Source organism: Ornithinimicrobium flavum, from assembly GCF_004526345.1.
GTDB lineage: Bacteria > Actinomycetota > Actinomycetes > Actinomycetales > Dermatophilaceae > Ornithinicoccus > Ornithinicoccus flavus.
The window spans coordinates 619,986-641,732 of the sequence record NZ_CP038213.1 but is presented as its reverse complement, the minus strand read 5'-3'; the positions used below and the strand labels follow the sequence as shown (position 1 = coordinate 641,732).

The window sequence follows — 21,747 nt, the reverse complement described above, 5'->3', positions numbered from 1 at the left end:
GGGGCGAGTCACCCGGTCAGGCTAACCACTGAGCGCCGCGCGACGGTGAAGGCACCCAGGGCGAGCGCGGCGAGGCCGGCGAGCAGGCACAGCACGTCATACCCGAGGAACTCCATGACCACGCCCGCCAGCGCCCCGCCGGCCGCTGCGGACAGCCCCATGACCAGGTCCGCCGCCCCCTGCACCGCAGCGCGCTCGGCGACCGGCACCGAGCCGGCGATGGTCTGGGAGCCGGCCACCATGGTGCAGGACCAGCCGAGGCCCAGGGCGACCAGGCCGAGCGTGAGGGTGGTCGAGTGGCCGTTGCCGGAGATCCCGGCGAGAACGCACGCGAGCACCAGGATGCCGACCCCGACGAGCACGACGGCCGGGGCCCCGAGACGGTCGGTGAGCTGGCCGGCCACCGGGGACAGGCCGTACATGCCCAGGATGTGCAGGCTGATGACCAGCCCGATGAGCTCGATCTGCGCCTGGCCGTGGGTCATGTGCAGCGGGGTCATCACCATGACGGCGACCATGACGACGTGCCCGACGGTCAGCGCGGTCGTCCCCCACAGCGCGGCCGGCGTCTCGAGGATGAGCCGCAGGCCGGTCCGCACGTTGCCGCGGCGGGCGGCGGCGGGGACGGCCTGCTCCTCCGGCTCGGTGGCGTGCAGACGTCGCGAGAGCAGGAGCGGGTCGGGGCGCAGCAGGAGCTGCAGCACGAGGGCGGCCACGAGGAAACCGGCGAGCGAGAACACCCAGGCGCCCGCGAGGGGTGGGATCCCCAGGGTCTCGGCGACCCCCCGGCCCGGCCCGACCATGTTGGGCCCGAGGACCGAGCCGATCGTCGTGGCCCACACGACCCAGCTCAGGTGCCGGCCCCGACGCTCGGCGGGGGCGAGGTCGGTCGCGGCATACCGGGACTGGCTGTTGGCCGTGGTGGAGGCCCCGAAGAGGGTGGTGCCGACCAGGAGCAGGAGGAAGTTGCCCGTCGCGGTGGCCGTGATCGCCAGCGCCGCGCCCACGGCGCCCACGAGGTATGCCGTGACGAGCCCGACCCGGCGCCCCCGGGTCGCCATGAGGGCGGCCACCGGGATGGTGGCGAGCGCACCGCCGAGGACCTGCGTCGTGGTGGCCAGGCCCGAGAGGGCGTCGCTGCCGCTGACGTCCGCGGCCACGACGGCGCCGACCGCGATGCCGGCGGCCACACCGACGCCGCCCAGCGTCTGGCTGCCCATGAGGGTCAGGACGGTCCGGCCCTGGACCTGCTGCGGGTCGACGTCGAGGGCGATGGTCACGCCGGACACCCGCTCACACCCGTTCGACGCGGTCGGCCTGCGGCCCCCGATCGCTCTGCCGCACCTGGTACCTGACCCGGTCACCCTGGTGCAGCTCGTCGGCGTCACGGAGGACCGACACATGCACGAACAGGTCCGCACCCCCCGAGTCCGGGGCGATGAACCCGAACCCCCGCTCGGGGTCGTAGCGCACGACCACGCCCTCGCCGCCGCGGGCCGGGACGTCCGAGAGCCCCCGCTGCCCGGGGCGGGCACGGCTCGTCGACGCCGCGGGCGCACCACGCGGGGCTGGGCTGCGGGCCAGATGCACGTCACGTGCCTGCGGGCCCCGCTCGCTCGGGACGACGTCGTAGGTCACCCGGTCCCCCTCGAGCAGCTCCGGCAGGTCGTCGGCGAGCGCGCGGACGTGCACGAAGACGTCCGGGCCTCCCGAGTCGGGGGCGATGAAGCCGAAGCCCTTGGCCTCGTCGTACCAGGACACGGTGCCGTCCGCCCCGTCGGACGTCGCGGACTGCTGGGCGTGGTCGGCCAGGGGCAGCAGGTGGTCGGCCTGCGGTCCCCTCTCCCCGTCGACGACCAGGAACGCCACCCGCTGCCCGTCCGAGACGACGCCGCCCCCCACGATGGCCGAGCTGTGCAGGAAGATCTCGGCGTCACCGTCGTCGGGCATGACGAAGCCGTACCCCTTCGCGGGCTCGTACCAGGAGACGGTGCCGAGAACTCCCAACGGGGTGTCCGCGGCGCGGTCGGCCAGGACCCGGACGCGGCGCGCCTGGGGACCACGGTCCCCCTCGCCGATCTCGAACTCGACCACCTGTCCCTCCCTGAGCACCTTCATCGCGTCACCGCTGAGGATCTCTGAGGCGTGCACGTACAGGTCCTCCCCGTCCGGCCCCAGGGCGATGAAGCCGAACCCCCGGTCGGCGTCGAACCAACGGACGGTTCCCTCGGTCACGGCTGACTCCTTGTACGAGCGACGATCGATGATCCCCCAGTGTCGCACCGTCCGCTCACTCGGTTCGGCCTCAGTCCCCGAGACCGGTGATCCGGCGCAGCTCGGCAAGGTGCGCGTCCAGGGCCGCTCGCCCCGTCTCGGTGAGGCTCAGCCACGTCCGGGCCCGCCCCTGCTGCTTCTCCTTGCGGGTGCGGACGTAGTCGGCATCCACCAGGACCTTCACGTGCTTGCTGACGACGTAGTCGCTGACCCCGAGCGTCTCCCGCACGGTGGCGAAGTCGACCGAGTCCACCTCGGCCAGCAGCGCACAGATCTGAAGCCTGTTGCGGGCGTGGATGACCTCGTCGAACCTGGGGGCCCTGCTCACCCCTGGGGTCGCCTTCCGTGCGTGGGGAACTGCCCGCGGGCGAGCCGTCGGTCGGTCCACCACTCGTAGAGGTAGGTCAGGACGAACCCGGCCGCAGCACCGGCCAGAGGAGCCAGGTCGACGTCGGCGAAGGCCTGCAACGACACGCAGGTCACGAGCAGGGCGATCAGTGCCAGGGAGGGGATGGTCCAGCCGTTGCGATACCTGTCGAAGGACGCACCCGTGCTGAGCCGGAGGAGCTCGCGCAGCAGCACCGGCCCCACGGCCACAGCCAGGACGACCAGGGACGCCCCCGTGCTGAAGGAGCCGAGGTCGATGCTCTCGTACGGCATGCCGGCACCGGTGAACAGTGCCGCCACGAGGAAGGCGGAGACGACCTTGTACCACCACGGCGTGGCCAGTCGTCGCCCGAACCGAGCCCGGACGTCGGACAGATCCTGGAGAGCGACCCGCGCGTCGTCAGCGCTGCCCGCCCCACGTCCAGGGTCGAGGCCGTCAGGATCGAACTCATCGTTTGCCATGTCGGCAAGTTAGCATGACTTGCCGATGTGGCAAGCTAGAGAGGTGGGGCCCGGGTGGCCGCCCCGTGAGCATCGTCAGCACGTTGACCTGCACAGATGCACAGTGCCCCCGGCAGGATTCGAACCTGCGACACCCGCTTTAGGAGAGCGGTGCTCTATCCCCTGAGCTACGAGGGCGCGCCCGGCGCAGGCCGGGCACGCCCTCGATCTTCTCACGAGTGGGGCCTGGAAACCGCCACCTCGGTGGACCGTCGGACTGACTCAGCCCCCGGAGACCGCGGCAGCCAGGCGGCCGAGCGTGTCGTCGAGCTGCTCCTTGGTCACCAGCGGGAAGGACACCTTCTTCAGCAGGTCTTGGTCGGTGACCTTGCTCCAGTCGTAGGTGTGGGTGACCTCGGTGCTGTCGGGACCCTGCGGGGTCAGCTCCCACACCCACTGCCATCCCGGCGGCTCGGTGCCGGCCGGGGCGGTCTCCCAGGCGAGCAGGCGCCCGCTGTCGTAACCGGTGACATGGTTGTCCGTCCGGTAGTCCCCACCCATGTGGTCGCCGGACATGTTCATGGTGAACGTCTGCCCGGCCGCGGTGATGCGGTCACCGTGATCGACCGACTGCACGAAACCGGAGCCGTCCAGCTCGACGTGACGGGCCGGCAGGGAGAGCACGTCGAAGATGTCGGCGGCAGCGGCATCGATGGTGCGGGTGACGGTGATCTTCTTGTCGTCGCTCATGGACCGACGCTATCGGGAGACGGCCCTGGTCGCACGATGGAAGGGTGGGGTCATGACGCAGCACACCTACGAGCTGGAGCTGTCCTGGACGGGCAACGCGGGTCCGGGGACGACGGGTTACCGGGACTACCGCCGGGACGTCCTCGCCCGCAGCGTCGGACGCCCCGACCTGGAGCTCTCGGCGGACCGTCCCTTCCGCGGTGACCCCTCCCGCTGGAACCCCGAGCTCCTGCTCCTGGCGGCCCTGTCCCAGTGCCACCTCCTGTCCCTGCTCCACATGGCGGTGATGCACGGCGTGACGGTCACGGGGTATGAGGACACCCCGCTCGGGACGATGCGGCAGGTCGGTCTGGGCGGGCACTTCGAACGGGTGGTCCTGAGGCCGCGCGTCGTGGTGACGGACCCGGAGCACGTCTCGCTCATGCCCCAGCTGCACCAGCAGGCTGCCGAGGCATGCTTCATCGCCGCCTCGGTCACCTTCCCCGTCGAGCACGAGCCCGAGACGGTGGTGGCCGGGATCAGGCCGTGAGCCGGATGGTCCGGGCCTCGGGGATCGAGGAGTAGCGCTCCGGGGTGCAGGTCAAGAGGATGACCTGCAGCCCGTCCGTGACGCCCGCCGCACCGAGGACCTCCCCCATCTGGCGCAGCCGCCGGGGGTCGCTGTAGCCCAGCGCGTCGTCGATGACCACCGGGACGCCCTGGACGGGGTCCACCAACCGGGCCACGGCCAGCCGGGCGAGGATCCCGAGCTGCTCCTTGGCACCCCCGGACAGCTCGGCGAAACCCACGGTCGCACCGTCCAGGGTCCGCGAGGCCAGGCCGAGCTGGTCGTCGACCGTCACGCCGAAACCGGGGCCGTAGACCTGGCGTCCCAGCTCCTCCAGAGCCTCGGTGTAGGGCCGCACGTAGGTGCGGTGCGCCGCGTCCCGGTGGCGCGTGAGCGTGCTGTGCAGGTGCCGGGCCGCCCGCGCCCGCCGGTCGACCGCGACGAGCAGCCTCTCCGCCTCCTGCAGCTCGGCGACCGCCAGGTCGTAGAGCTCCTCCCGGCCCTCCCCTGCCGTCATCTCCACCTGGCCCGCGAGGGTGTGCAGCTCGTGGAGCGCCGCCTCCCGGTCGGCCACGGCCCTTCGGTGCTGCTCCCGCGCGGAGGCGAGCCTGGCGCGCGCACCGTCGACGTCGGCGACAGCCATGGCCTCCTCGGCCCGGCGGAGCCTCGCGGACTCGGCCTCGACCCGCTCCGCCTGCTGACGCACCAGCGCGGCCAGATCCTCGTCCGGCTGCTCCGCCCGCTCACGCTCGAGCCGGGTGCGCAGGTCGTCCACCCGCTCGGCCAGGACCTGGATCCGACCCTGCGCGCGGTCCAGGCGCTGCGTCAACCGGGCGACCGCCGTGCGGGCCTGGTCCAGAGCCACCTGCGCCGCCCCCTGCTCCTCCCGGGCGCGGCGGTGACGCGAGACCGCCTCGTTCACCGCGGCCCGGGCGGCTCGCCCGTCGGCGGGCAGGTCGGACCCGTCCGCCAGGGCTGCGAGGCCCTCCTCCAGGAGCCGTCGGGCCTCGGAGACCTCCTCGACCAGGACGCCGGGGACGAGCCCGGCGCCCAGCGCCTGTGCCGCCAGGTCGTCCCCCCGCCCGGCGAGTGCGCCCTGCAGGTCGCGGGTGAGCTCCAGCACGGACCGCCGCGCGTCCTCGGTCGCCTCGGCCGACCGCTCCAGTTCCTCGACGTCCGTCGCACCGCTCTCGCGGAGCACGTCGAACAGCTGCTCCTGCAGCTGGACGATCCGGGCCATCCGTGCGTGGGAGTCGTCCTGCAGCTGGATCCGCAGTCGCGTCCGGTCCGGGAGGTCGACCACGGTGTCGTGGGTGAGCACCACGCGGGCCTCGTCGGAGGACCGGACCCACTGCCGCTCGGACCCGCCCGCGCGCTGGACGGCGACGCCCGACTCCCCGGCCTCCACGTGCAGGACCGGGCTCTCGGCGTCATGCTGCCGCAGCAGCTCGCTCAGGGTGTCGTGGAGACTGCGGGCCCGACGTGCGGCCTCACGCTCGACGGCCGGCGACGGCACGTCGGCCCTGGCCTGCGCGATCTCCTCGACCAGCCGGGTCACGCGGTCGAGCAGCTCCTCACGCCGCGCGAGCTCGTCCGCGTCGGCCAGCAGCTGAGAGCGGCTCCTGCAGGACTCGACCAACGCCTCCGTCCCCTCGGTGACCCGCGCCGCCTCCTCGGCGCGCTCACGGGCACGGAGGTAGGCCGTCGAAAGCGCCTCGGCCTCCTCCGCAGCGAGGTCCCGATCCTTCTCGACCGCCGCCACCTCGGCCACCAACGCCTCGCACTCCTGCACCTGACGCCGGCGCTGGGTCGACGCGGCGACCGCGGCGACGTGCAGCTGCCGCGCGTGCTCGTGCCGCTCCTGGGCCTCGGCCCGGGCAGCGGCCACCCGCTCGGCACGTGCCCCTGCCTCCTCCGCCTCGCCCAGCTGGTGGGCCGCCACGGCAAGCGCGCCCTCCGCCTCCTCGCGCCGCTGCCGGGCCGCAGCCAGCCGCGCCAGCAGGCCTGCACCCTCCTGCACCCGACGGTGCGCCTCGGCCACCGCGTCCTGGGCCTCAGTGTGGCCGGCCAGCGCTGCGCGGTAGTCACCCGTCGGCCGGCCCGTCGGTGTGAAGTACGTGGAGTACTCGGCCTGGACGCTCTGCAGCAGGGCGTCGGCCCCGTCAGCGTGCTGGTGCGCCCCCGCGGCCGCGTCGAGCGCCTCGGTCAGGACCGTGCTCGTGGTCAGCGACGCCACGGTGCCGTCACCGGACTGGGTCAGCCGGAGCGCATCCCAGAGGGTGCGGTCGAGGTGGGCCCTGACCAGGGTGTCGACACGTTGCTGCGCCACGTCACCCGTGAGCTGCTCGGGGCGGGGGCCCAGCACGCTCAGCGTCGTCGCGGGCTGCCGCAGCCAGCGCTTGGCGAAACGCACGCGGGTGCCGCCGATCGTGAGCTCTGCCTCCACGAAGGGGCCGACGTCACGGTCGACCGGCTGGAGCGCGCGGACCCCCGCCGCCCGGGACGACGCCTTGAAGGACAGCAGGGCGTCGAACGCCTCGATCATCGTGGTCTTGCCGACCTCGTTGGGGCCCTCGACCACCACCACGCCGTGGTCGGGGAAGTCCACGCTGCGCTCTCGCACGCCCTTGACGTCGCGGAGGGTGAGCCGGTGCAGTCTCATGGGCGCTCCTGCCGGCTCAGGCGGTAGAGGAGGGCAAGGGCGTCACGGGCGCTCTGCTCGTCGTCCGGAAGACCGGGGGTGAAGGCGTCGGACGTCCGCTGCTCCCCACTCTCCTCCCAGCTCGTCCGCAGACCCGGACCCCAGGCGGGCGCCGCCGCGGATCTCCTCCGCCGCGCTGGCCAGGAACCCACCCAGCTCGAGGTCGGCCAGGTCGTCGTCGCCGGCCAGGACGAGGTCGGAGTGCTGAGCCGGCCGATGAAGGGCGCCGAGGAGCTGGGCGTGACGCTCCAGCATCTCCTCCAGGCGGGCGTGCTGGGCGAGCCCGAGCGTGCCGCGCAGCCCGAGCCGCAGGACCGTGCGCTCCTTGTCGGGCAGCGCTGCGAGCTCGGTGTCGAGCAGGTCGAGGTCGTCCTCGGAGCCGAGGTCCCGCTCCTGGGACACGTAGCTCCAGCGGGACACCCGGTGCGCGGTGACGCCGACCCGGGCCCGCGCGTGCGGGAGGCCGGGGGCCACCTCCACGACCAGGACCTCCCCGGCGCGGTCCTCACGCCAGCTCGTGGGCTCGGGTGCCCCGGAGTACCACACCGCAGGGTCGTCGCCGACCTGTGTCGTGCTGTGGCGGTCACCGAGCGCGACGTAGTGGACCCGCCCCTCGTCCAGGGCGCGGACCAGCGGCTCGACCGCGATGGCCGAGGCCGTGCGCCGGTCGGCGTCGAGCAGGTCGACGGCGCCGTGGCCGACGAGCACGCGGACGACACCCTCCGGGGCCGGGGCGAGGTCGGCCAGGACACCCGCCACCGGGTCACCGTCGGGATGCTTGCCCACCCAGGGCGCGGCCACGAGCTCCACCCCGGGCGAGACCTCGTGCAGGCCGGCGCGGTCGAGCACTTGGACGTGCGGGGGCAGCTCCTCGCGGAGCAGTGGCGAGGACCAGATCGACATCGGGCCCAGGTGGTCGTGGTTGCCCGGCAGGAGGAAGACGGGCACCGGCACTGCCCGGAGAGCCTCCACCGCCCGGCGGACCGTCTGCGGGGTGAGCTGGTTGTGCTCGAAGACGTCACCGGCAACGACGACGAAGTCGCAGCCCAGGTCGGCAGCCAGCCCGCCCAGTCGGCGCACCACGTCGGTGCGGGCGGCGGCGAAGCGGGGCTGAGCCTCGGCGGACAGGTAGTGCCGGGTCATCCCGATCTGCCAGTCCGCCGTGTGCAGGAACCGCACCATCGTGCCTCACCTCCGCTCTCCCTGAGTCTGCTCCCACCGTAGGAGAGAGCGCCGACAGACCCGGGGAGCGGTGGGTGCCGTGTCGGTCACCCTCCGTCGTCGCGGTCGGTGCGGGCGGTACCTCGGCCCCGGCTCAGGCGTGGGTCGGGGTGGCGGACTGGTCGGGGCCCGAGGGCGCCGCCCCGGCGGGCACCACCGGCCCCGTGGGCTCGTCGGACTCGTCGTCGAACTCGCCGAGGATCTGCTCGAGGATGTCCTCCATCGAGGTCATCCCGACCACCCGGCCGGCGTCGTCCCGCACCAGGGCCAGCTGCCCTCGCTGCTGGCGCAGCGCGCTCACGGCGTCGATGAGGGGCAGGGCAGCGGGCAGGGAGGCCACGGGTTGGAGGAAGTCGCCGAGGGAGGCGCCCGGTCGCCCCTGGGCGGAGGCCAGGATCGCGTCCCGGACGTGGACGAGGCCGCGGATGCGCTGCTGGCCGCCGCTGCCCGTCGGCTCGACGACGAAGAGCCGCGACCGGCCGCTCTCCCGGCTGATCCGCTCGACGTCGGCCGCTCTCGCCCCGCGCGGGATGGTGACGGCCTCCGCGGTGGGGAACATCACCGTCGCCACGGTCTCCTCCTCCAGCCGCAGCGCCCCCGTGAGGATCCGGTGGTCGGCGTCCTCGAGGACGCCGTGCTCGTAGGACTGGGCCAGCAGCAGCTGCAGGTCGGCAGGCGTGTGGGCGCTGCCCAGGGAGTCGACCGGGTCCACCCCCCGGCGCGCAGCATGAGGTTGGCGAGCTCGTTCATCAGCCACAGCACGGGCTTCATGACCCACGTGAAGGCGCGGAACGGCAGGGCCAGCAGCATGGCCGAGCTCTCCGGGTGGGAGATGGCCCAGGACTTCGGTGCCATCTCGCCCACCACCATGTGCAGGAAGACGACGGTGCCGACGGCCACCGCCACGGCGATGCCGGACAGGACGACGTCCGGTGCGGGGACGTTGAGCGCCGTGAGCAGAGGGTAGACCAGGTCCTTCATCGCCGGCTTGGCGATCGCCCCGAGCCCCAGGGTGCACAGGGTGATGCCCAGCTGGGCCCCGGCGAGCATGAGGGAGAGCTGGCGGGACGCGTCGACCGCGGCCTGGGCCGCGCGGCTGCCCTCGGCCGCCCGCTCCTCCAGCCGGTGCCGCTTCGCGGCGACGATGGCGAACTCCGCGGCGACGAAGAAGGCGTTGGCGACCAGCAGCACGAGGCTGACCAGCATGGCGGTACCGATGCTCATCGGCCCACCTCCACGGTCCCGGCGTCCGACGGCGCCCCCGACGGGACGGCGATCACCGGGCCGTCGTCCGGCGGTGAGAGCGCCGCCCGCTCCTCCTCGCTCATCCCCCGCCAGGTGTCGAGGGTGCTGGTGACCATCGGGTGGAGGGCCACGACCTCCGGCACGAACCGGGCGGTGCTCACCACGTCGATCCGGGTCTGATGGATGTACTCGTCCCCCTCGCCGTCCCGGCTGGTCCACCGGACCAGCACGCTGTCACCCTCCTCGGCCGTGCGGCCCAGGGAGTCCAGCACGAGACCGGAGAGGGTGTCGTAGTGCTCGTGCTCGGGGAGCTCGACGCCGGTCACCTGGGCCGCCTCGTCCAGCCGCAGCCGGGCCGACAGCTCCCACCCCCCGTCGGGCCGCGCGGCGCTGGTCTCCTCCTCGACGTCGTCCTCGTCCCAGATCTCGCCCACGACCTCCTCGGCCACGTCCTCGAAGGTCACGATGCCGGCGAAGCCGCCGTACTCGTCCACGACCACCGCGAGCTGCTGGTGGGACTCCCGCAGCGCCTCCAGAACCCGCGGCAGGGGCAGCGACTCGGGCAGGATCACCGCGTCGTCGGCCAGGTCGCGGACCAGGGTGCCGGCACGCTCCCCCGGCTCGACCTCGAGGAGGTCGTGCAGCCCGATCACCCCGACCACGTCGTCGATGTCGCGGCCGGTGACGGGGAAGCGGGAATGGCCGGACTGCAGGGCCTCGAGAACGACCGAGGCGTTCTCGTCGGCCTGGATCGTCTGGACGGAGGTGCGCGGCGTCATGACCTCGGCCGCCACCCGGTCACGGAAGGCCAGGCCGCGCTGCAGCACCATGGAGAGGTCCTCGTCCAGGGTGCCCCCGCTGTGGGACTCGGCGATGATGCGGGTGAGGTCCTGGGGGGTCGCGCCCTGCGGCAGCTCCTCCACGGGCTCGATCCCGACCGAGCGCAGCAGCGCGTTGGACGCCTTGTCGAAGAGCATGATGACCGGCCCGAACAGCGCGAGGTACCACAAGGTGGTGCGGGACAGGGCGCGCGCCAGCTCGACCGGTCGGGCGATCGCCCAGTTCTTCGGGCCCAGCTCACCGATGACCATCTGCAGGACGGTGGAGAAGATGAGCGTCCCCACGGAGAAGGCGGAGATCATGGCCGCCCGTCCCAGCCAGCCGACGTCGGCATACTCCTCGCTCAGCCCCCGGACGAGGAACTCCTCCCCGAGGTACCCGACCAGCAGGGCCGTGACGGTGATGCCGAACTGCGCCCCGGACAGCGTGAAGGACAGCCGGGAGGTGATCCGCAGGGCCCGACGGGCCGCCGGGTCGCCCTCGTCGGCCAGCTGCGTGAGCTTGCCCCGGTCCACGCTGACGTAGGCGAACTCCTGGGCCACGAAGTAGCCCGTCATGAGGGTGAGGACGACGATGACGGTGATGCCGCCCACGATCAGCACGTCGCGTGCACCTCGTCCTGAGGTGGCCGGGCACTGCCCGGCCACGGACTGTCAGGTTGCGCGTCGGCGCCACTGGTCGTCATCCCTCCAGTGTACGGCCGGGCTACGCTGCGGCCGTGTCCTCGCACCCCGGCCGCCGCGGCCCCACCGCCCTGAGCGCGGCGACGCTGGGGGCGGTGGCGGCCGGGGGGTCGGTCGGGGCGCTGCTGCGCTGGCTGCTCGAGCTGGGCCTGCCCGCCGGGTCGGGATGGCCGTGGGCCACGGTCGTGGCCAACGTGCTCGGGAGCGCCGCGCTGGGGTGGCTGCTCGCCCGGGACGAGATGAGCCCCCTGCGGGGCTGGGTGCGTGCGGGGGCGGGGACCGGCCTGCTGGGCGGTTTCACCACCTTCTCCACGTATGCGGTGCAGGTGGCGGTGCTCGGTCGGGACGAACCGGCCCTGGCCCTGGGGTACCTCGTCGCCACCCCGCTGCTCTGCGTCTGCGCGGCGGCCCTGGCCGGCACGGCGACGATGCGGATGCGCGGGCATCGGTGATGACCGACCTGGCGTGGTGGTGGGCGGTGCCCCTCGTGGCCCTCGGGGGTGCCCTCGGGGCGATGGCGCGGCACGCCCTGTCCCAGCCGCCCCTGGGTCAGGCCCGCGGCGTGCTCGTGGCGAACGTCGCGGGGTGCGCCGGCCTCGGCGCCCTGGTGGCCGTGGCCGACCGGCTGGCCCCGGGCCTGGTCCTGCTCCTGGGGACCGGCCTCAGCGCCGCGCTCACGACGTGGAGCACGCTGGCCGTCCTGACCTGGCAGCTGGGCCGGCGCGACGTGGGGCGCGCCGCGGCCTACCTGGGTCTCACCCTCGTCCTGGGCCTGTCGGCCGCGGGGCTGGCCTGGTCGGCGCTGTCCTGATCGGCCCGGATCACGAGGAGGGCCCCGCCGCTGCAGCGGCGGGGCCCTCCTCGTCAAAGTCCGGTGCTCAGCCGACCCGTCCGTAGCCGGAGACCCCGGCGAAGACGGCGCGCAGCTGGGTGGGGATGCCCGGACGGCCGGAGTCGTACATCATGCCGTTGCCGGCGTAGATGCCGACGTGGTAGGCCGGGTAGCCGTAGAAGACCAGGTCGCCGGGCTGCGGGCTGCTCACGGGGGTGGCGTAGGACTGCTGCGCGGAGGCGCTGCGGGGCAGCTCGATGCCCAGCGCTTGCCGGAACACGAACGAGGTGTACCCGGAGCAGTCGAAGCCGGCCGGCGTGGTCCCGCCGTAGACGTACATGATCCCGGTGTAGGCAGCGGCCACGGCGAGCACGCCACCCCCGACGGGGGCCGGGGCCGGAGCCGGAGCGGGGGCCGGTGCAGGCGCCGGAGCGGGGGCCGGTGCAGGCGCCGGGCGCGCGGGGGCGGCCTGCTGCTGGACCGGGGCCGCCTGCTGCTGGACGGTCCGGGTGGGGGCGGCCTGCTCCTGCCGGGGAGCCACCCGCTCGTTGGTGCGGCTGGCGGTGGTCGTCGCGGCGCGGGTCTCCACCGCCGCCTCGGCCTGCGCCTGCGGGACCGCAGCGGCGGCGGGCTCGACGACGGCGGGCTCCGGCCGGACGACCGGTGCGAGAGCGGTGAAGCCGCGGGTGCCGAAGCTCGCCGGCGAGGCGTCGGCGAGGTCCTCCGGGGCCGGGGCCGCCTGGGCGGGGCGGTCCACGAGGATGCTGCGGTCCGCCTGGACGGTCTGGGCGAGCCGGACGAGCGCCTGCGCACCCTTCACGGCGCCGGACGGGTCGTCCTGCTGCACGGAGGGGGCTGCGCCGGCGGCGACGGCGGTGCCGGCGAGCAGACCCGTCGAGGTGGCCGCGACGGCGGCGGTGCGGGTCAGGGTGGTACTGGCCACGCTGAGGTGGCCGGGCCGCCGGTGGCGGCCGGTGGTGCGTCGGGTCATCGAGATCCTCCAGTGCCTGCGGGGTGAGCTCTCGGGCCTGGGGTGGAGCACCCCCGACCCGGCGTGGCCGGGTCGTACAGCCCCGAGGAGCCTGGGCCGGCTCCGGGAGGTGGTTCCCCCGCTCCTGTCAAGCGGTCAGACGTGGACGACCCTGGGGCGCGCTGACAGGACTCGGCGTACGGGGGTACCGACCTGCGGGAACGCCTCGTCCGTCCGACAGCCGGGCGGTCCGGGTGTGAGTCTTCTCACACGCCGAGCGGGAATCTCCGGCGGGCCCACCGCCCGGCCGCCCCCCCCGCCGCCCGCGGCTCACCGGCAGAAGATGTGCCCCGCGACGTCCACCGGCAGCGACACGGCCTGTCCCCCGACGGGCTCGATGATCACCCGTCCGGCCTCACCCCACACCACGACCTCCGCCCCGGGTCGAACCCCGGAGTCGAGCATGAGACCGAGCACCTCGACGTCCACCTGCACCGGCTCACCCAGGCGCGTGACCACGGCCTGGACCCGACCGCCCTCCTGGGCGAGCCCGCTGCTGGGCCGCCCCTGGGGCGCCGGCGCCTCCGGCAGCCCCAGCTCCTCCAGCCCGGGCACGGGGTTGCCGTAGGGCGAGCTCGTGCCGTCCTCGACGAGGGTGAGGATGCGCCGCTCGACCTCGTCGCTCATGACGTGCTCCCAGCGGCAGGCCTCGTCGTGCGCGACCGCGGGGTCAAGGCCGATGACGTCCACGAGCAGACGCTCGGCGAGCCGGTGCTTGCGCATGACCCGCACCGCGGCCCGCCGCCCCTGCGCCGTGAGCACCAGGTGCCGGTCCTCCGCCAGCTCGAGCAGCCCGTCACGCTCCATCCGGGCCACGGTCTGCGAGACCGTGGGGCCGGACTGGCCCAGCCGCTCGGCGATCCGCGCACGCATCGGCACCACGCCGTCCTCCTCGAGCTCGAGGACGGTCTTGAGATACATCTCGGTGGTGTCGATCAGCTCGCTCACGCGGCCATCCTAGGCGTCGGGGTCAGGGCATCAGGCGCGAACGCCGCCAGACGGCGGGATCGTCGAGCCCGCCGTCACCCGTGCGCTCCCAGACGATCCGGTCGTGCAGCCGGCTCGGCCGACCCGCCCACAGCTCGACCCGGTCGGCCACCACGCGGTACCCGCCCCATCCGTCGGGCAGGGGCACGTCGTCGGGCGACCCGGTGTCGGGGAAGCGCCGGGCCGCGTCCGCGAAGGCGGCCTCGAGGACCGGACGGCCGGCGAGCGGCCGGGACTGGTCGGACGCGTGCGCCCCCACGCGCGAGCCCCACGGGCGGCTGCGGAAGTAGGCCTCCACCTGGTCCCGGGGCAGCAGCTCGGCCCGCCCGCGCAGGCGGACCGCGCGGTACATCGCCGGCCACGTCAGGGCCACGGCCACCCGGTCGTCCCCCTCGATCTGACGGCCCTTGTCCGAGGTGAGGTGGGTGTAGAAGCACGGGCCGCGCTCGTCGAGGTCACGCATGAGCACGACCCTGACGTCGGGGGCGCCGTGCGCGTCGACGGTGGCCACGGCGATCGAGGTCGGCTCGGGCACGTCGCCCGCCGACGCGGAGCGCGCGACCGCCTCCTCGATCCAGCGGGTGAGGAGGGGCAGCGGCGCCGCCGGCGCGTCCTCGTCCTCCAGCCCGCCCCGGTAGTCCACCCGCTCGGCGCCGAGCCGGCCGCTCACGACCGGCGCCGGGGGCCCGAGGGGAGCTGGACGGTCCGCCGCAGCTGGTCGGGCCGCATCCTCTTGGCCGGGTCCGTGTTCAGCAGGAGGGTCTCGAAGGGGAGGTTCGTGTGCGGGTGGACGCCCACGGGCTCGTTGCGCGAGAAGACGACCCAGTAGGGCCTCCCTGCGTGGAAGACCTGCTGGAGGGTGCCCTCCAGGACGCTGTCCGCGTGCGCGAGGGCCATCTTGCGCGGGCTGCGCACCCGCTCCGCCCGGTCCTGCAGCAGCCGCTGGGCCGGCTCCCGGCTCCTCATGATCTGCTCGGCCACCTGGGGCCCGTACTTCTGGGCGAGGGTGTAGACGACCGGCCCGTACTTCAGGGCGAGCTTGGCGAGATTGGCCTTGGCAGGCACGTGCGTCCTCCTGGTGTGTGCGGCGCATCCACGGTAGGCGATGCGGGATCGATCCCCCTGCTCAACGCCCGACGGCATACCCCTGCATTCCCCGGGGGTTGGCGGCGGCGCTGAGCACACCGGTGCGCGGGTCGCGGGCCACGGCGCACATCCGGCCCAGGCTCCACGGCCCGGCCTCGTGCACCCGGTGCCCGCGCGAGCGCAACCCGTCGAGCACGTCGCTGCCCAGCCGCGACTCGGCCACGACGACCCCGGGCTCCGTGGCGCGGGGGTGGAAGCTGCCGGGGAAGCTGGTGGTGTGCAGGTGCGGCGCGTCGATAGCCGCCTGCAGGTCCAGCCCGCCGAGCAGGTGCCGCAGCAGGAACAGGCTCTGCCACTGGTCCTGCTGGTCCCCGCCGGGGGTGCCGCAGGCCAGGACGGGTATGCCGTCGCGCAGGACGAGCGTGGGGGTCAGGGTGGTCCGCGGCCGGCGGCCGGGGACCAGCGAGCTGGCCAGGCCCTGCTCCAGCCAGGTCATCTGCAGCCGGCTGCCGAGGGCGAAGCCGACCTCGGGGATGAACGGGCTGGACTGCAGCCAGCCGCCGCTGGGCGTGGCGCTGACGAGCATCCCCCACCGGTCCACGACGTCGACGTGGCAGGTGTCGCCGCGGGTGAGGCCGTCGCGCTGGACGGTCGGCTCCCCCGTGGTGGCGTCCACGTCCGGCGCGCCGTCCACCTCGAGCGCCATCGCGGCGACCCGCGGCTCCCGCCCGCCGGGCGCACCCGGTCGGAGCTGCGTCGAGGCCGTCGGGCCGACGAGGCCGGCGCGGTCCCGCAGGTAGGCCGGGTCCAGCAGGTCCGCCACCAGCGCCCCCGCCAGGGACGGGTCGGGCCAGCTGTCGCCCAGCCACGCCTCCCGGTCGGCCATCGCCAACTTCCAGGCCTCGACCACCGCGTGCGCCCCGTCGACCGTCGAGGGATCGACCGCACCCAGGCCCTCGACCATCGTCAGCACCTGGAGCAGCGCGGGACCCTGGCCCCAGGGACCGGTCTTGGCGACCGTGTGACCGGCGAACTCCGCCGTGACCGCGTCCTCCCAGGTCACCTCGAAGTCGGCCAGGTCCTGCGCGTCCAGGACACCAGGGAGCCGCTGGCCCCCGCTGTGCCGGAACGCGCGGCGGGAGAACTCCCCCACCGCCTCGGCGACGAAGCCGGAGGACCAGGCGCGGCGCACGGCGTCGATCGCCTGCTCGCGGCTCCCACCGGCGCGGGCGGCGGCGTCCTCCTCGGCCAGGAGGCGGTCGAGGGTCCCCGCCCACGCCTCGTTGCGCACGAGCGACCCGGGCTCGGGCGCCGACCCGTCGACCAGCCACTGCTGCGCCGAGGTGGTCCAGTCCTCGACGAAGAGCTCGCGCACCGTCGCGATGGTGGCGCTCACGCGGGGCAGCACGGGGTGCCCGTGGCGGGCGTAGTGCAGGGCCGGCTCGGTCACGGCACGCGCCGTCATCGTGCCGCGGTCGCGCAACAGGGTGAGCCAGGCGTCGACGGCACCGGGCACGGCGGTCGCGAGAGGTCCGCTGCCGGGCACGCGGTCCAGGCCCACGGAGGCGAAGTGCTCCGGGGTGGCCCCGGCCGGGGCCGGACCCTGGCCGCAGAGGACCCGCGGGGTGGGGTCGTCGACCGAGGCCACCATCAGGGGCAGGTCCCCCCCGGGGCCGTTCAGGTGCGGCTCGACGACCTGGAGCACCAGGCCGGCGGCCACGGCGGCGTCGGCGGCGTTGCCGCCCAGCTCCAGCATCCGCATACCCGTCTGGGAGGCCAGCCAGTGGGTGCTGGAGACCATCCCGTGGGTGCCGGTCAGCGTCGGCCGGGTGGTGAAGTCGTCGGCGGTCACGAGATCGCGGCCAGCGCGGGCACGAGGATCAGGGCCGCCAGGGCCAGCAGGACCACCACGCGTCGGGTGTGGGCGCTCATCAGTTCACCTTCTCGGGGAGGGGCTCGGCCAGCACGCCACGCTCCAGCGCCAGGGGGCGCGGCCAGGAGGCCCGCACGCGCAGGCGGAGGTTGTCGTGGCGCATGACGTAGATCGTCGCAAAGATCGCTGTGAGGCCGCAGGCGACCGTGGCGATGAGCACGGTCCAGCGGGCCCCGAACTCGTCCCCCACCCAGCCGATCACCGGGGCACCCACCGGCGTGCCGCCCATGAAGACGGCCATGTAGAGCGCCATCACGCGGCCCCGGACCTCCTGGTCGACCGAGAGCTGGACCATCGCGTTGGCGCTGACCATCACGGTCAGCGCGAACAATCCGGCAGGGACGAGCAGGATCGTGTATGCCGTGAAGCTGGGAGCCAGGGCGAGCGCGAGGGTGGTCAGGGAGAAGAGGAAGAGCGAGCCCAGCAGCAGCCGCCAGCGCGGGCGGTCGCGACGGGCGGCCAGCAACGCCCCGCCGAGCGAGCCGATCGCCATGATCGACCCGGTGATGCCGAAGTCGGTGACGCCCTTGCCGAAGACCTGGGTCGACATGAGGGCGTTGAAGATCTGGAAGTTCATGCCGAAGGTGCCGTGCATGAAGGCGATGACCATGATGAGCATGATGTCCGCGCGCCGTCGCACGTAGGCGATCCCCTCGCGCACCCTCCCCCGGGACGCGGGTCGCTTGCCCGTCAGCGCGGAGGTGTCGAGCATCAGCAGCGCGACGATGACCGCGACGAAGGTCAGGGCGTTGAGCAGCAGGGTGGGCCCGGTGCCGAACGCGGCGATGAGCAGCCCGGCGACGCCGGGGCCGATGAGTCGCCCGCCGTGGAAGGACGCGGAGTTCAGACCGACCGCGTTGGTGAGCTTGTCCTTCGGGACCATCTCGGAGACGAAGGACTGGCGGGCAGGGGCGTCGAAGGCGGCGGCCGTCCCGGACAGGAAGGCCAGGACGTACATGTGCCACAGCTCCATGTGGCCGGTGAGCACGGTGACACCCATGACGACCGCGAAGAAGGCCATGAAGGACTGGCTGACCAGCATGACGTTGCGCTTGGGGAAGGTGTCGCTGATCGCCCCGGCGAGCGGCGTGAAGAGCAGGATGGGGAGGAACTGCAGGCCGGTGACGATGCCCAGGGCCTGGGAGGAGTTGTCCGTGAGCTCGGTGAGGACCACCCAGTCCTGGGCGATGCGACCCATCCACGTGCCCGTGTTGGAGACGATGGCGCCCGCGGCGTAGATGCGGTAGTTGCGCACCGACAGCGCGGAGAACATCGCGCTCACGGCCGCGACTCCCTGGTCAGCAGCCCCTCGATGAGGTCGGTGGCCCGGCGGAGCAGGGTGCGGTCGGCGGCGGTCAGGCCCTCGAGCCGGGCGGTCATCCACGCGTCCCGGTGGGCCCGCTCGCGGCGCACGACGGCGGCGCCCAGCTCGCTCAGCGACAGCCGCACCGAGCGCCGGTCGTCGGGGTCGGTCTCCCGGGTGACGTAGCCCTGGTCGACGAGCTGAGCCACGGTGCGGCTGATGGTCGGCGCGCTCACCTGCTCCAGCGCGGCGACCTCGCCCAGCGTGCGGGGCTGCTCGAGCCGGACCAGCACGCTGAACTGGTGGGGCGCGACGGTGTTGTCCGCGTCGAACCGCACCCGCCGCGCCACCCGCATGCAGGCGATGCGGAGGTCGTGGGCGAGGGCTGCGGTGTCGGGGTCGGGAGCAGGCACGGCCCCCGATGCTACCCTACTGTTGCTTCACCTAACTAATGTCCGGCCGCACCGCCGGCCGACGTCATACCCCGAGCAGGTCCCGGATCGGGTCGATGCCGAAGTAGAAGAGGAAGAGCAGTGCCACGATCCACATGAGCGGGTGGACCTGCGCGGCCTTGCCGCGGACGACCTTGAGCAGGACCCAGGTGACGAAGCCGGCGCCGATGCCGGCCGTGATCGAGTAGGTGAACGGCATGAGGACGATCGTGAGGAACGCCGGCAGCGCGATCTCCAGGTCGTCCCAGCTGATCCCGATGACCTGCTGCATCATGAGGAAACCGACGATGACCAGGGCGGGCGTGGCGGCCTCCTGCGGGACGATCGCGACCAGCGGCGACAGGAAGGTCGTGAGCAGGAAGAGCACCCCGACCACCACCGAGGACAGACCGGTGCGGGCACCCTCGCCCACCCCGGAGGCCGACTCGATGTAGGAGGTCTGGCTGCTCACGCCGGCCGCGCCACCGGCCATCGCCCCCAGCGAGTCCACGACCAGGATGGAACGGGTGCGGGGCGGGTTGCCCTCCTCGTCCAGCAGGTCGCCCGCGGCGCCGACGGCGACCATGGTGCCCATCGTGTCGAAGAAGTCGGCGAGCATGAGGGTGAAGACCAGCAGGAACACCGCCGTGAAGCCGAGGGCGGAGAAGGAGCCGAGCAGGTTGAAGTGCCCCAGCAGGGAGAAGTCGGGGACCGAGACCAGGTTGGCGGGCAGGGCGGGGCTGGTCAGGCTCCAGCCGGTCGGGTTGGCGCCGTCGGGGGTCTGGGGACCGATCGTGAAGATCGCCTCGATGACGATCGCCAGCACGGTCGCGACGATGATGCCGTAGAGGATGGCCCCCTGCACCTTGCGGACCATGAGCACGGCGATGAGCAGCAGGCCGACGAGGAAGACCACGGTCGGCCAGCCCGTCAGGACGCCGCTCACGCCGAGCTCGACCGGCACGGCGGCCCCGGCGGGCGTCCGGACCGCCCCGGAGTTGATGAGCCCGATGAAGGTGATGAACAGGCCGATCCCCACGCTGATGGCGACCTTGAGCTGGGCCGGCACCGCGCGGAAGACCGCCTCGCGGAAGCCTGTCAGCACCAGGACGAGGATGACGATGCCCTCGATCACCACCAGGCCCATCGCGTCGGCCCAGGTCATGCCGTCCAGGCTCGCGACGCCGTAGGCGACGAAGGCGTTCAGCCCCAGTCCCGTCGCCAGGGCCAGCGGGTAGTTCGCGAAGACACCCATGATGATCGACAGGACCCCGGCGGCGAGCGCGGTGCACGCGGCGATCGTCGCGAGGTTGCCGTCCGCGAGGAAGCTGCCCGACCCGTCCGGCACCGTCCCGATGATCAGCGGGTTGAGGACGACGATGTAGGCCATCGCGAAGAAGGTGACGAAGCCACCCCGGATCTCGCGGGCCAGCGTCGAGCCGCGGTGCGAGATCTGGAAGAAGCTGTCGAGCGGGCCACCGGAGGGGCCGGGCCGGGTGGCGCTCGTGCGCGCGGGGGTAGACATGCGGGTTAGCGTAGTGGGGTGACCACGCCTGCCGAGGAGTCCACGCCGGAGCCGTCCGGGCAGATCCACCCCCCGGAGGCGCCGGTGCGCACGATCACCCTCGTGCGCTGGGGGATCCTGGCCTGGGCGGTCGTCCTGGTGGTCGTGCTGCTGGTGCCGCAGCTGCGCAGCGGCGAGCGGGCGTGGTGGGTGTGGGTGCCGGTGGCCGGTATGGCGCTCGGGGCCGTGGGGTACGGCTACCTGCGCCGGGGCCGCGGCAACGCGCAGTTCGCCTGACGGGGCGGGCGGACGCGCGACGGGCCTCCGAGCCTCAGCGCTCCTCGAAGACGATCTCCCCGAGCTCGTCCAGCACGGGCGGCTCGACGGGCTCGGGCGCGCGACGCTCGGCGTCGACCTCGCTGTGCGCGCCGCAGCCGAAGTCGAGCGCGACCACGGCACCGTCGGCCGGCGACCACTCGTTGGCGCACACCCCGAAGACCGAGCGCAGGGCGCCGGACATCGGGACGAAGAAGCCGCACGTCCGGCACGGCGCGGGCGCCTGCCGTGCGGCCTCGCTCTGCGGGCCGCGCTCCCCGGTCGCCCAGCGCGTGGCCGCCGCGTCGCGCCCCTCGGCGGAGAGCACCCGCTCGCGGCCCAGTCCCAGCTCCCAGAGCGCCACCTGGTCGACCTCCTCCTCGCCGGTGGCCTCGAAGCCGGCCTCCAGCAGCGGGTCCTCCTCGACGTAGGGGGTGCGGTCACCCGGACCGATGTCACCGGGAGCGAGCCGCTCGGCGTAGGGCACCCACTCCGGCGACAGGAGCGCACCCTCGCCCGGCAGGAGGTGCACCTCGCTCACCGTGGCCTTCCGGGCCCGCGGCGGACGGGCGAGCGTGACCGCCCACCGCCACCCCGGGTAGGCCGAGGCGGTGCAGGCGAAGGAGTGCGTGGCCACCCGCTCCCCCTCGAGCACGACGCCCAGGTGGTCACCGACCGTCCCCGGCTCGGCGATCTCGCCCGCGGCGGCGCGGGCGACCTCGACGGCACCGGTCAGGACGGCGTCGGTCCTCGGGGCGGCCACCGGGCTACTTCCCGGCCTCGAACTGGTCGGCCACCGCGCGCAGGGCCTTGGCCATCACCGAGCCGTGCTGACGGTCGGGGTAGTGGCCCCGGCGGAGGTCGTTGGAGGCCTGGTCGAGCAGGGAGATGAGGTCCTCCACGACGACGACCATCTCCTCCGCGGGCTTGCGGTCCCTCATGGTGAGGCCCCGTGCCACGGACGGCGCCGGCTCGAGCAGCCGGACGTGCAGGGCCTGGTCGCCACGCTTGCCGGCGATGATGTCGAACTCCACCCGGGCGCCGCGCGTGAGGGTGGTCTGTCCCGCGGGCAGCGCGGAGCGGGGGACGAAGACGTCGTCGCCCTCGTCGCTGGACAGGAAGCCGAAGCCCTTGTCCTCGTCGTAGAACCTGACCTTGCCGGTGGGCACGGTGCACCTCGAGATGTCGCGGGGGGATACAGAACGTCCCGAGGATATCGCCCGCGGGCCGGGCTGCC

At 73.5% G+C, this 21,747-nt stretch carries 24 protein-coding genes and 1 tRNA gene; 4 read left to right on the top strand and 21 right to left on the bottom strand.

Annotation, left to right across the window (positions count from 1 at the left end; all coding sequences use genetic code 11):
- Positions 1–8: 8 nt before the first annotated feature.
- The 6 genes from E3Z34_RS03005 to E3Z34_RS02980 all read right to left on the bottom strand — a co-directional run bounded on the left by E3Z34_RS03005 (position 9) and on the right by E3Z34_RS02980 (position 3,852).
- Positions 9–1,280: an MFS transporter gene (locus E3Z34_RS03005; protein WP_238695325.1), complete on the bottom strand. Its 1,272-nt coding sequence runs from the start codon at positions 1,278–1,280 to the stop codon at positions 9–11.
- 13 nt (positions 1,281–1,293) lie between these two features.
- Complete coding sequence (locus E3Z34_RS03000) at positions 1,294–2,235, bottom strand: cold-shock protein (RefSeq protein WP_134772407.1); 942 nt, start codon at positions 2,233–2,235, stop codon at positions 1,294–1,296.
- Between the two features lie 70 nt (positions 2,236–2,305).
- On the bottom strand, positions 2,306–2,602 hold the full coding sequence (locus tag E3Z34_RS02995; protein ID WP_134772406.1) for a transcriptional regulator: 297 nt from the start codon (positions 2,600–2,602) through the stop codon (positions 2,306–2,308).
- Positions 2,599–3,123 (bottom strand): hypothetical protein, encoded by a 525-nt coding sequence (locus tag E3Z34_RS02990; protein WP_134772405.1) that lies wholly within the window; start codon positions 3,121–3,123, stop codon positions 2,599–2,601. Before E3Z34_RS02990 ends, E3Z34_RS02995 begins: the two co-directional genes overlap by 4 nt.
- Before the next feature lie 104 nt (positions 3,124–3,227).
- A tRNA-Arg gene (locus E3Z34_RS02985) sits at positions 3,228–3,300 on the bottom strand.
- Positions 3,301–3,384: 84 nt separating this feature from the next.
- Positions 3,385–3,852, bottom strand: coding sequence for an SRPBCC family protein (locus E3Z34_RS02980; RefSeq protein ID WP_134772404.1), 468 nt, complete (start codon positions 3,850–3,852; stop codon positions 3,385–3,387).
- A 52-nt stretch (positions 3,853–3,904) separates the two neighbouring features.
- Between E3Z34_RS02980 and E3Z34_RS02975 the strand changes: the two genes are divergently transcribed.
- Complete coding sequence (locus E3Z34_RS02975) at positions 3,905–4,381, top strand: OsmC family protein (protein WP_134772403.1); 477 nt, start codon at positions 3,905–3,907, stop codon at positions 4,379–4,381.
- Here E3Z34_RS02975 and E3Z34_RS19360 read toward each other — a convergent pair.
- From E3Z34_RS19360 to E3Z34_RS02955, 5 genes are all read right to left on the bottom strand, one after another.
- Positions 4,371–7,061, bottom strand: a complete 2,691-nt coding sequence (locus E3Z34_RS19360; RefSeq protein ID WP_134772402.1) for an AAA family ATPase — start codon at positions 7,059–7,061, stop codon at positions 4,371–4,373. The two genes, E3Z34_RS02975 and E3Z34_RS19360, sit on opposite strands and share 11 nt — an antisense overlap.
- Positions 7,062–7,103: 42 nt before the next feature.
- The gene (locus E3Z34_RS02965) at positions 7,104–8,282 is read right to left on the bottom strand and encodes a metallophosphoesterase family protein (protein WP_134772401.1); all 1,179 of its coding nucleotides are present in this window, start codon (positions 8,280–8,282) and stop codon (positions 7,104–7,106) included.
- Between the two features lie 133 nt (positions 8,283–8,415).
- The gene (locus tag E3Z34_RS18520; protein WP_238695324.1) at positions 8,416–8,892 is read right to left on the bottom strand and encodes a CBS domain-containing protein; all 477 of its coding nucleotides are present in this window, start codon (positions 8,890–8,892) and stop codon (positions 8,416–8,418) included.
- On the bottom strand, positions 8,880–9,545 hold the full coding sequence (locus tag E3Z34_RS18515; RefSeq protein WP_238695323.1) for a CNNM domain-containing protein: 666 nt from the start codon (positions 9,543–9,545) through the stop codon (positions 8,880–8,882). Before E3Z34_RS18515 ends, E3Z34_RS18520 begins: the two co-directional genes overlap by 13 nt.
- Positions 9,542–11,008, bottom strand: a complete 1,467-nt coding sequence (locus tag E3Z34_RS02955; RefSeq protein ID WP_134772400.1) for a hemolysin family protein — start codon at positions 11,006–11,008, stop codon at positions 9,542–9,544. The genes E3Z34_RS18515 and E3Z34_RS02955 overlap by 4 nt, the downstream gene beginning before the upstream one ends.
- 116 nt (positions 11,009–11,124) lie before the next feature.
- On the opposite strand from E3Z34_RS02955, the gene E3Z34_RS02950 reads away from it, so the two are divergent.
- Together E3Z34_RS02950 and E3Z34_RS02945 are read left to right on the top strand one after the other, a co-directional pair.
- The gene (locus E3Z34_RS02950) at positions 11,125–11,541 is read left to right on the top strand and encodes a fluoride efflux transporter FluC (protein ID WP_202977010.1); all 417 of its coding nucleotides are present in this window, start codon (positions 11,125–11,127) and stop codon (positions 11,539–11,541) included.
- The gene (locus E3Z34_RS02945) at positions 11,541–11,900 is read left to right on the top strand and encodes a fluoride efflux transporter FluC (protein WP_134772399.1); all 360 of its coding nucleotides are present in this window, start codon (positions 11,541–11,543) and stop codon (positions 11,898–11,900) included. Before E3Z34_RS02950 ends, E3Z34_RS02945 begins: the two co-directional genes overlap by 1 nt.
- 67 nt (positions 11,901–11,967) lie before the next feature.
- On the opposite strand, the gene E3Z34_RS18510 is transcribed toward E3Z34_RS02945, so the two are convergent.
- From E3Z34_RS18510 to E3Z34_RS02910, 8 genes are all read right to left on the bottom strand, one after another.
- Entirely contained in the window at positions 11,968–12,912 is a 945-nt protein-coding gene (locus E3Z34_RS18510) for a C40 family peptidase (protein ID WP_170212980.1), read from the bottom strand.
- A gap of 309 nt (positions 12,913–13,221) precedes the next feature.
- Positions 13,222–13,899: a metal-dependent transcriptional regulator gene (locus tag E3Z34_RS02935; RefSeq protein ID WP_134772398.1), complete on the bottom strand. Its 678-nt coding sequence runs from the start codon at positions 13,897–13,899 to the stop codon at positions 13,222–13,224.
- A 22-nt stretch (positions 13,900–13,921) separates the two neighbouring features.
- Positions 13,922–14,608, bottom strand: coding sequence for a pyridoxamine 5'-phosphate oxidase (gene pdxH / locus E3Z34_RS18505; protein ID WP_238695322.1), 687 nt, complete (start codon positions 14,606–14,608; stop codon positions 13,922–13,924).
- Positions 14,605–15,003, bottom strand: a complete 399-nt coding sequence (locus E3Z34_RS18500) for a hypothetical protein (protein ID WP_238695321.1) — start codon at positions 15,001–15,003, stop codon at positions 14,605–14,607. Before E3Z34_RS18500 ends, pdxH begins: the two co-directional genes overlap by 4 nt.
- 61 nt (positions 15,004–15,064) lie before the next feature.
- Complete coding sequence (locus tag E3Z34_RS02925; protein ID WP_134774712.1) at positions 15,065–16,825, bottom strand: gamma-glutamyltransferase family protein; 1,761 nt, start codon at positions 16,823–16,825, stop codon at positions 15,065–15,067.
- 130 nt (positions 16,826–16,955) lie between these two features.
- Positions 16,956–18,230, bottom strand: coding sequence for an MFS transporter (locus E3Z34_RS02920; RefSeq protein WP_134774711.1), 1,275 nt, complete (start codon positions 18,228–18,230; stop codon positions 16,956–16,958).
- Positions 18,231–18,235: 5 nt separating this feature from the next.
- A complete protein-coding gene (locus E3Z34_RS02915) occupies positions 18,236–18,673 on the bottom strand; it encodes a MarR family winged helix-turn-helix transcriptional regulator (protein WP_238695320.1) in 438 nt (145 codons plus the stop codon).
- 64 nt (positions 18,674–18,737) lie between these two features.
- Positions 18,738–20,216 (bottom strand): NCS2 family permease, encoded by a 1,479-nt coding sequence (locus tag E3Z34_RS02910; protein WP_134772396.1) that lies wholly within the window; start codon positions 20,214–20,216, stop codon positions 18,738–18,740.
- 18 nt (positions 20,217–20,234) lie between these two features.
- On the opposite strand from E3Z34_RS02910, the gene E3Z34_RS02905 reads away from it, so the two are divergent.
- A complete protein-coding gene (locus E3Z34_RS02905) occupies positions 20,235–20,492 on the top strand; it encodes a DUF2530 domain-containing protein (RefSeq protein WP_202977009.1) in 258 nt (85 codons plus the stop codon).
- 34 nt (positions 20,493–20,526) lie between these two features.
- Here the strand turns inward: E3Z34_RS02905 and E3Z34_RS02900 are convergent, their stop codons facing one another.
- Positions 20,527–21,273, bottom strand: coding sequence for a DUF3027 domain-containing protein (locus tag E3Z34_RS02900; RefSeq protein WP_134772395.1), 747 nt, complete (start codon positions 21,271–21,273; stop codon positions 20,527–20,529).
- Positions 21,274–21,277: 4 nt separating this feature from the next.
- Positions 21,278–21,679, bottom strand: coding sequence for a cold-shock protein (locus E3Z34_RS02895; protein WP_134772394.1), 402 nt, complete (start codon positions 21,677–21,679; stop codon positions 21,278–21,280).
- Between the last annotated feature and the right edge of the window lie 68 nt (positions 21,680–21,747).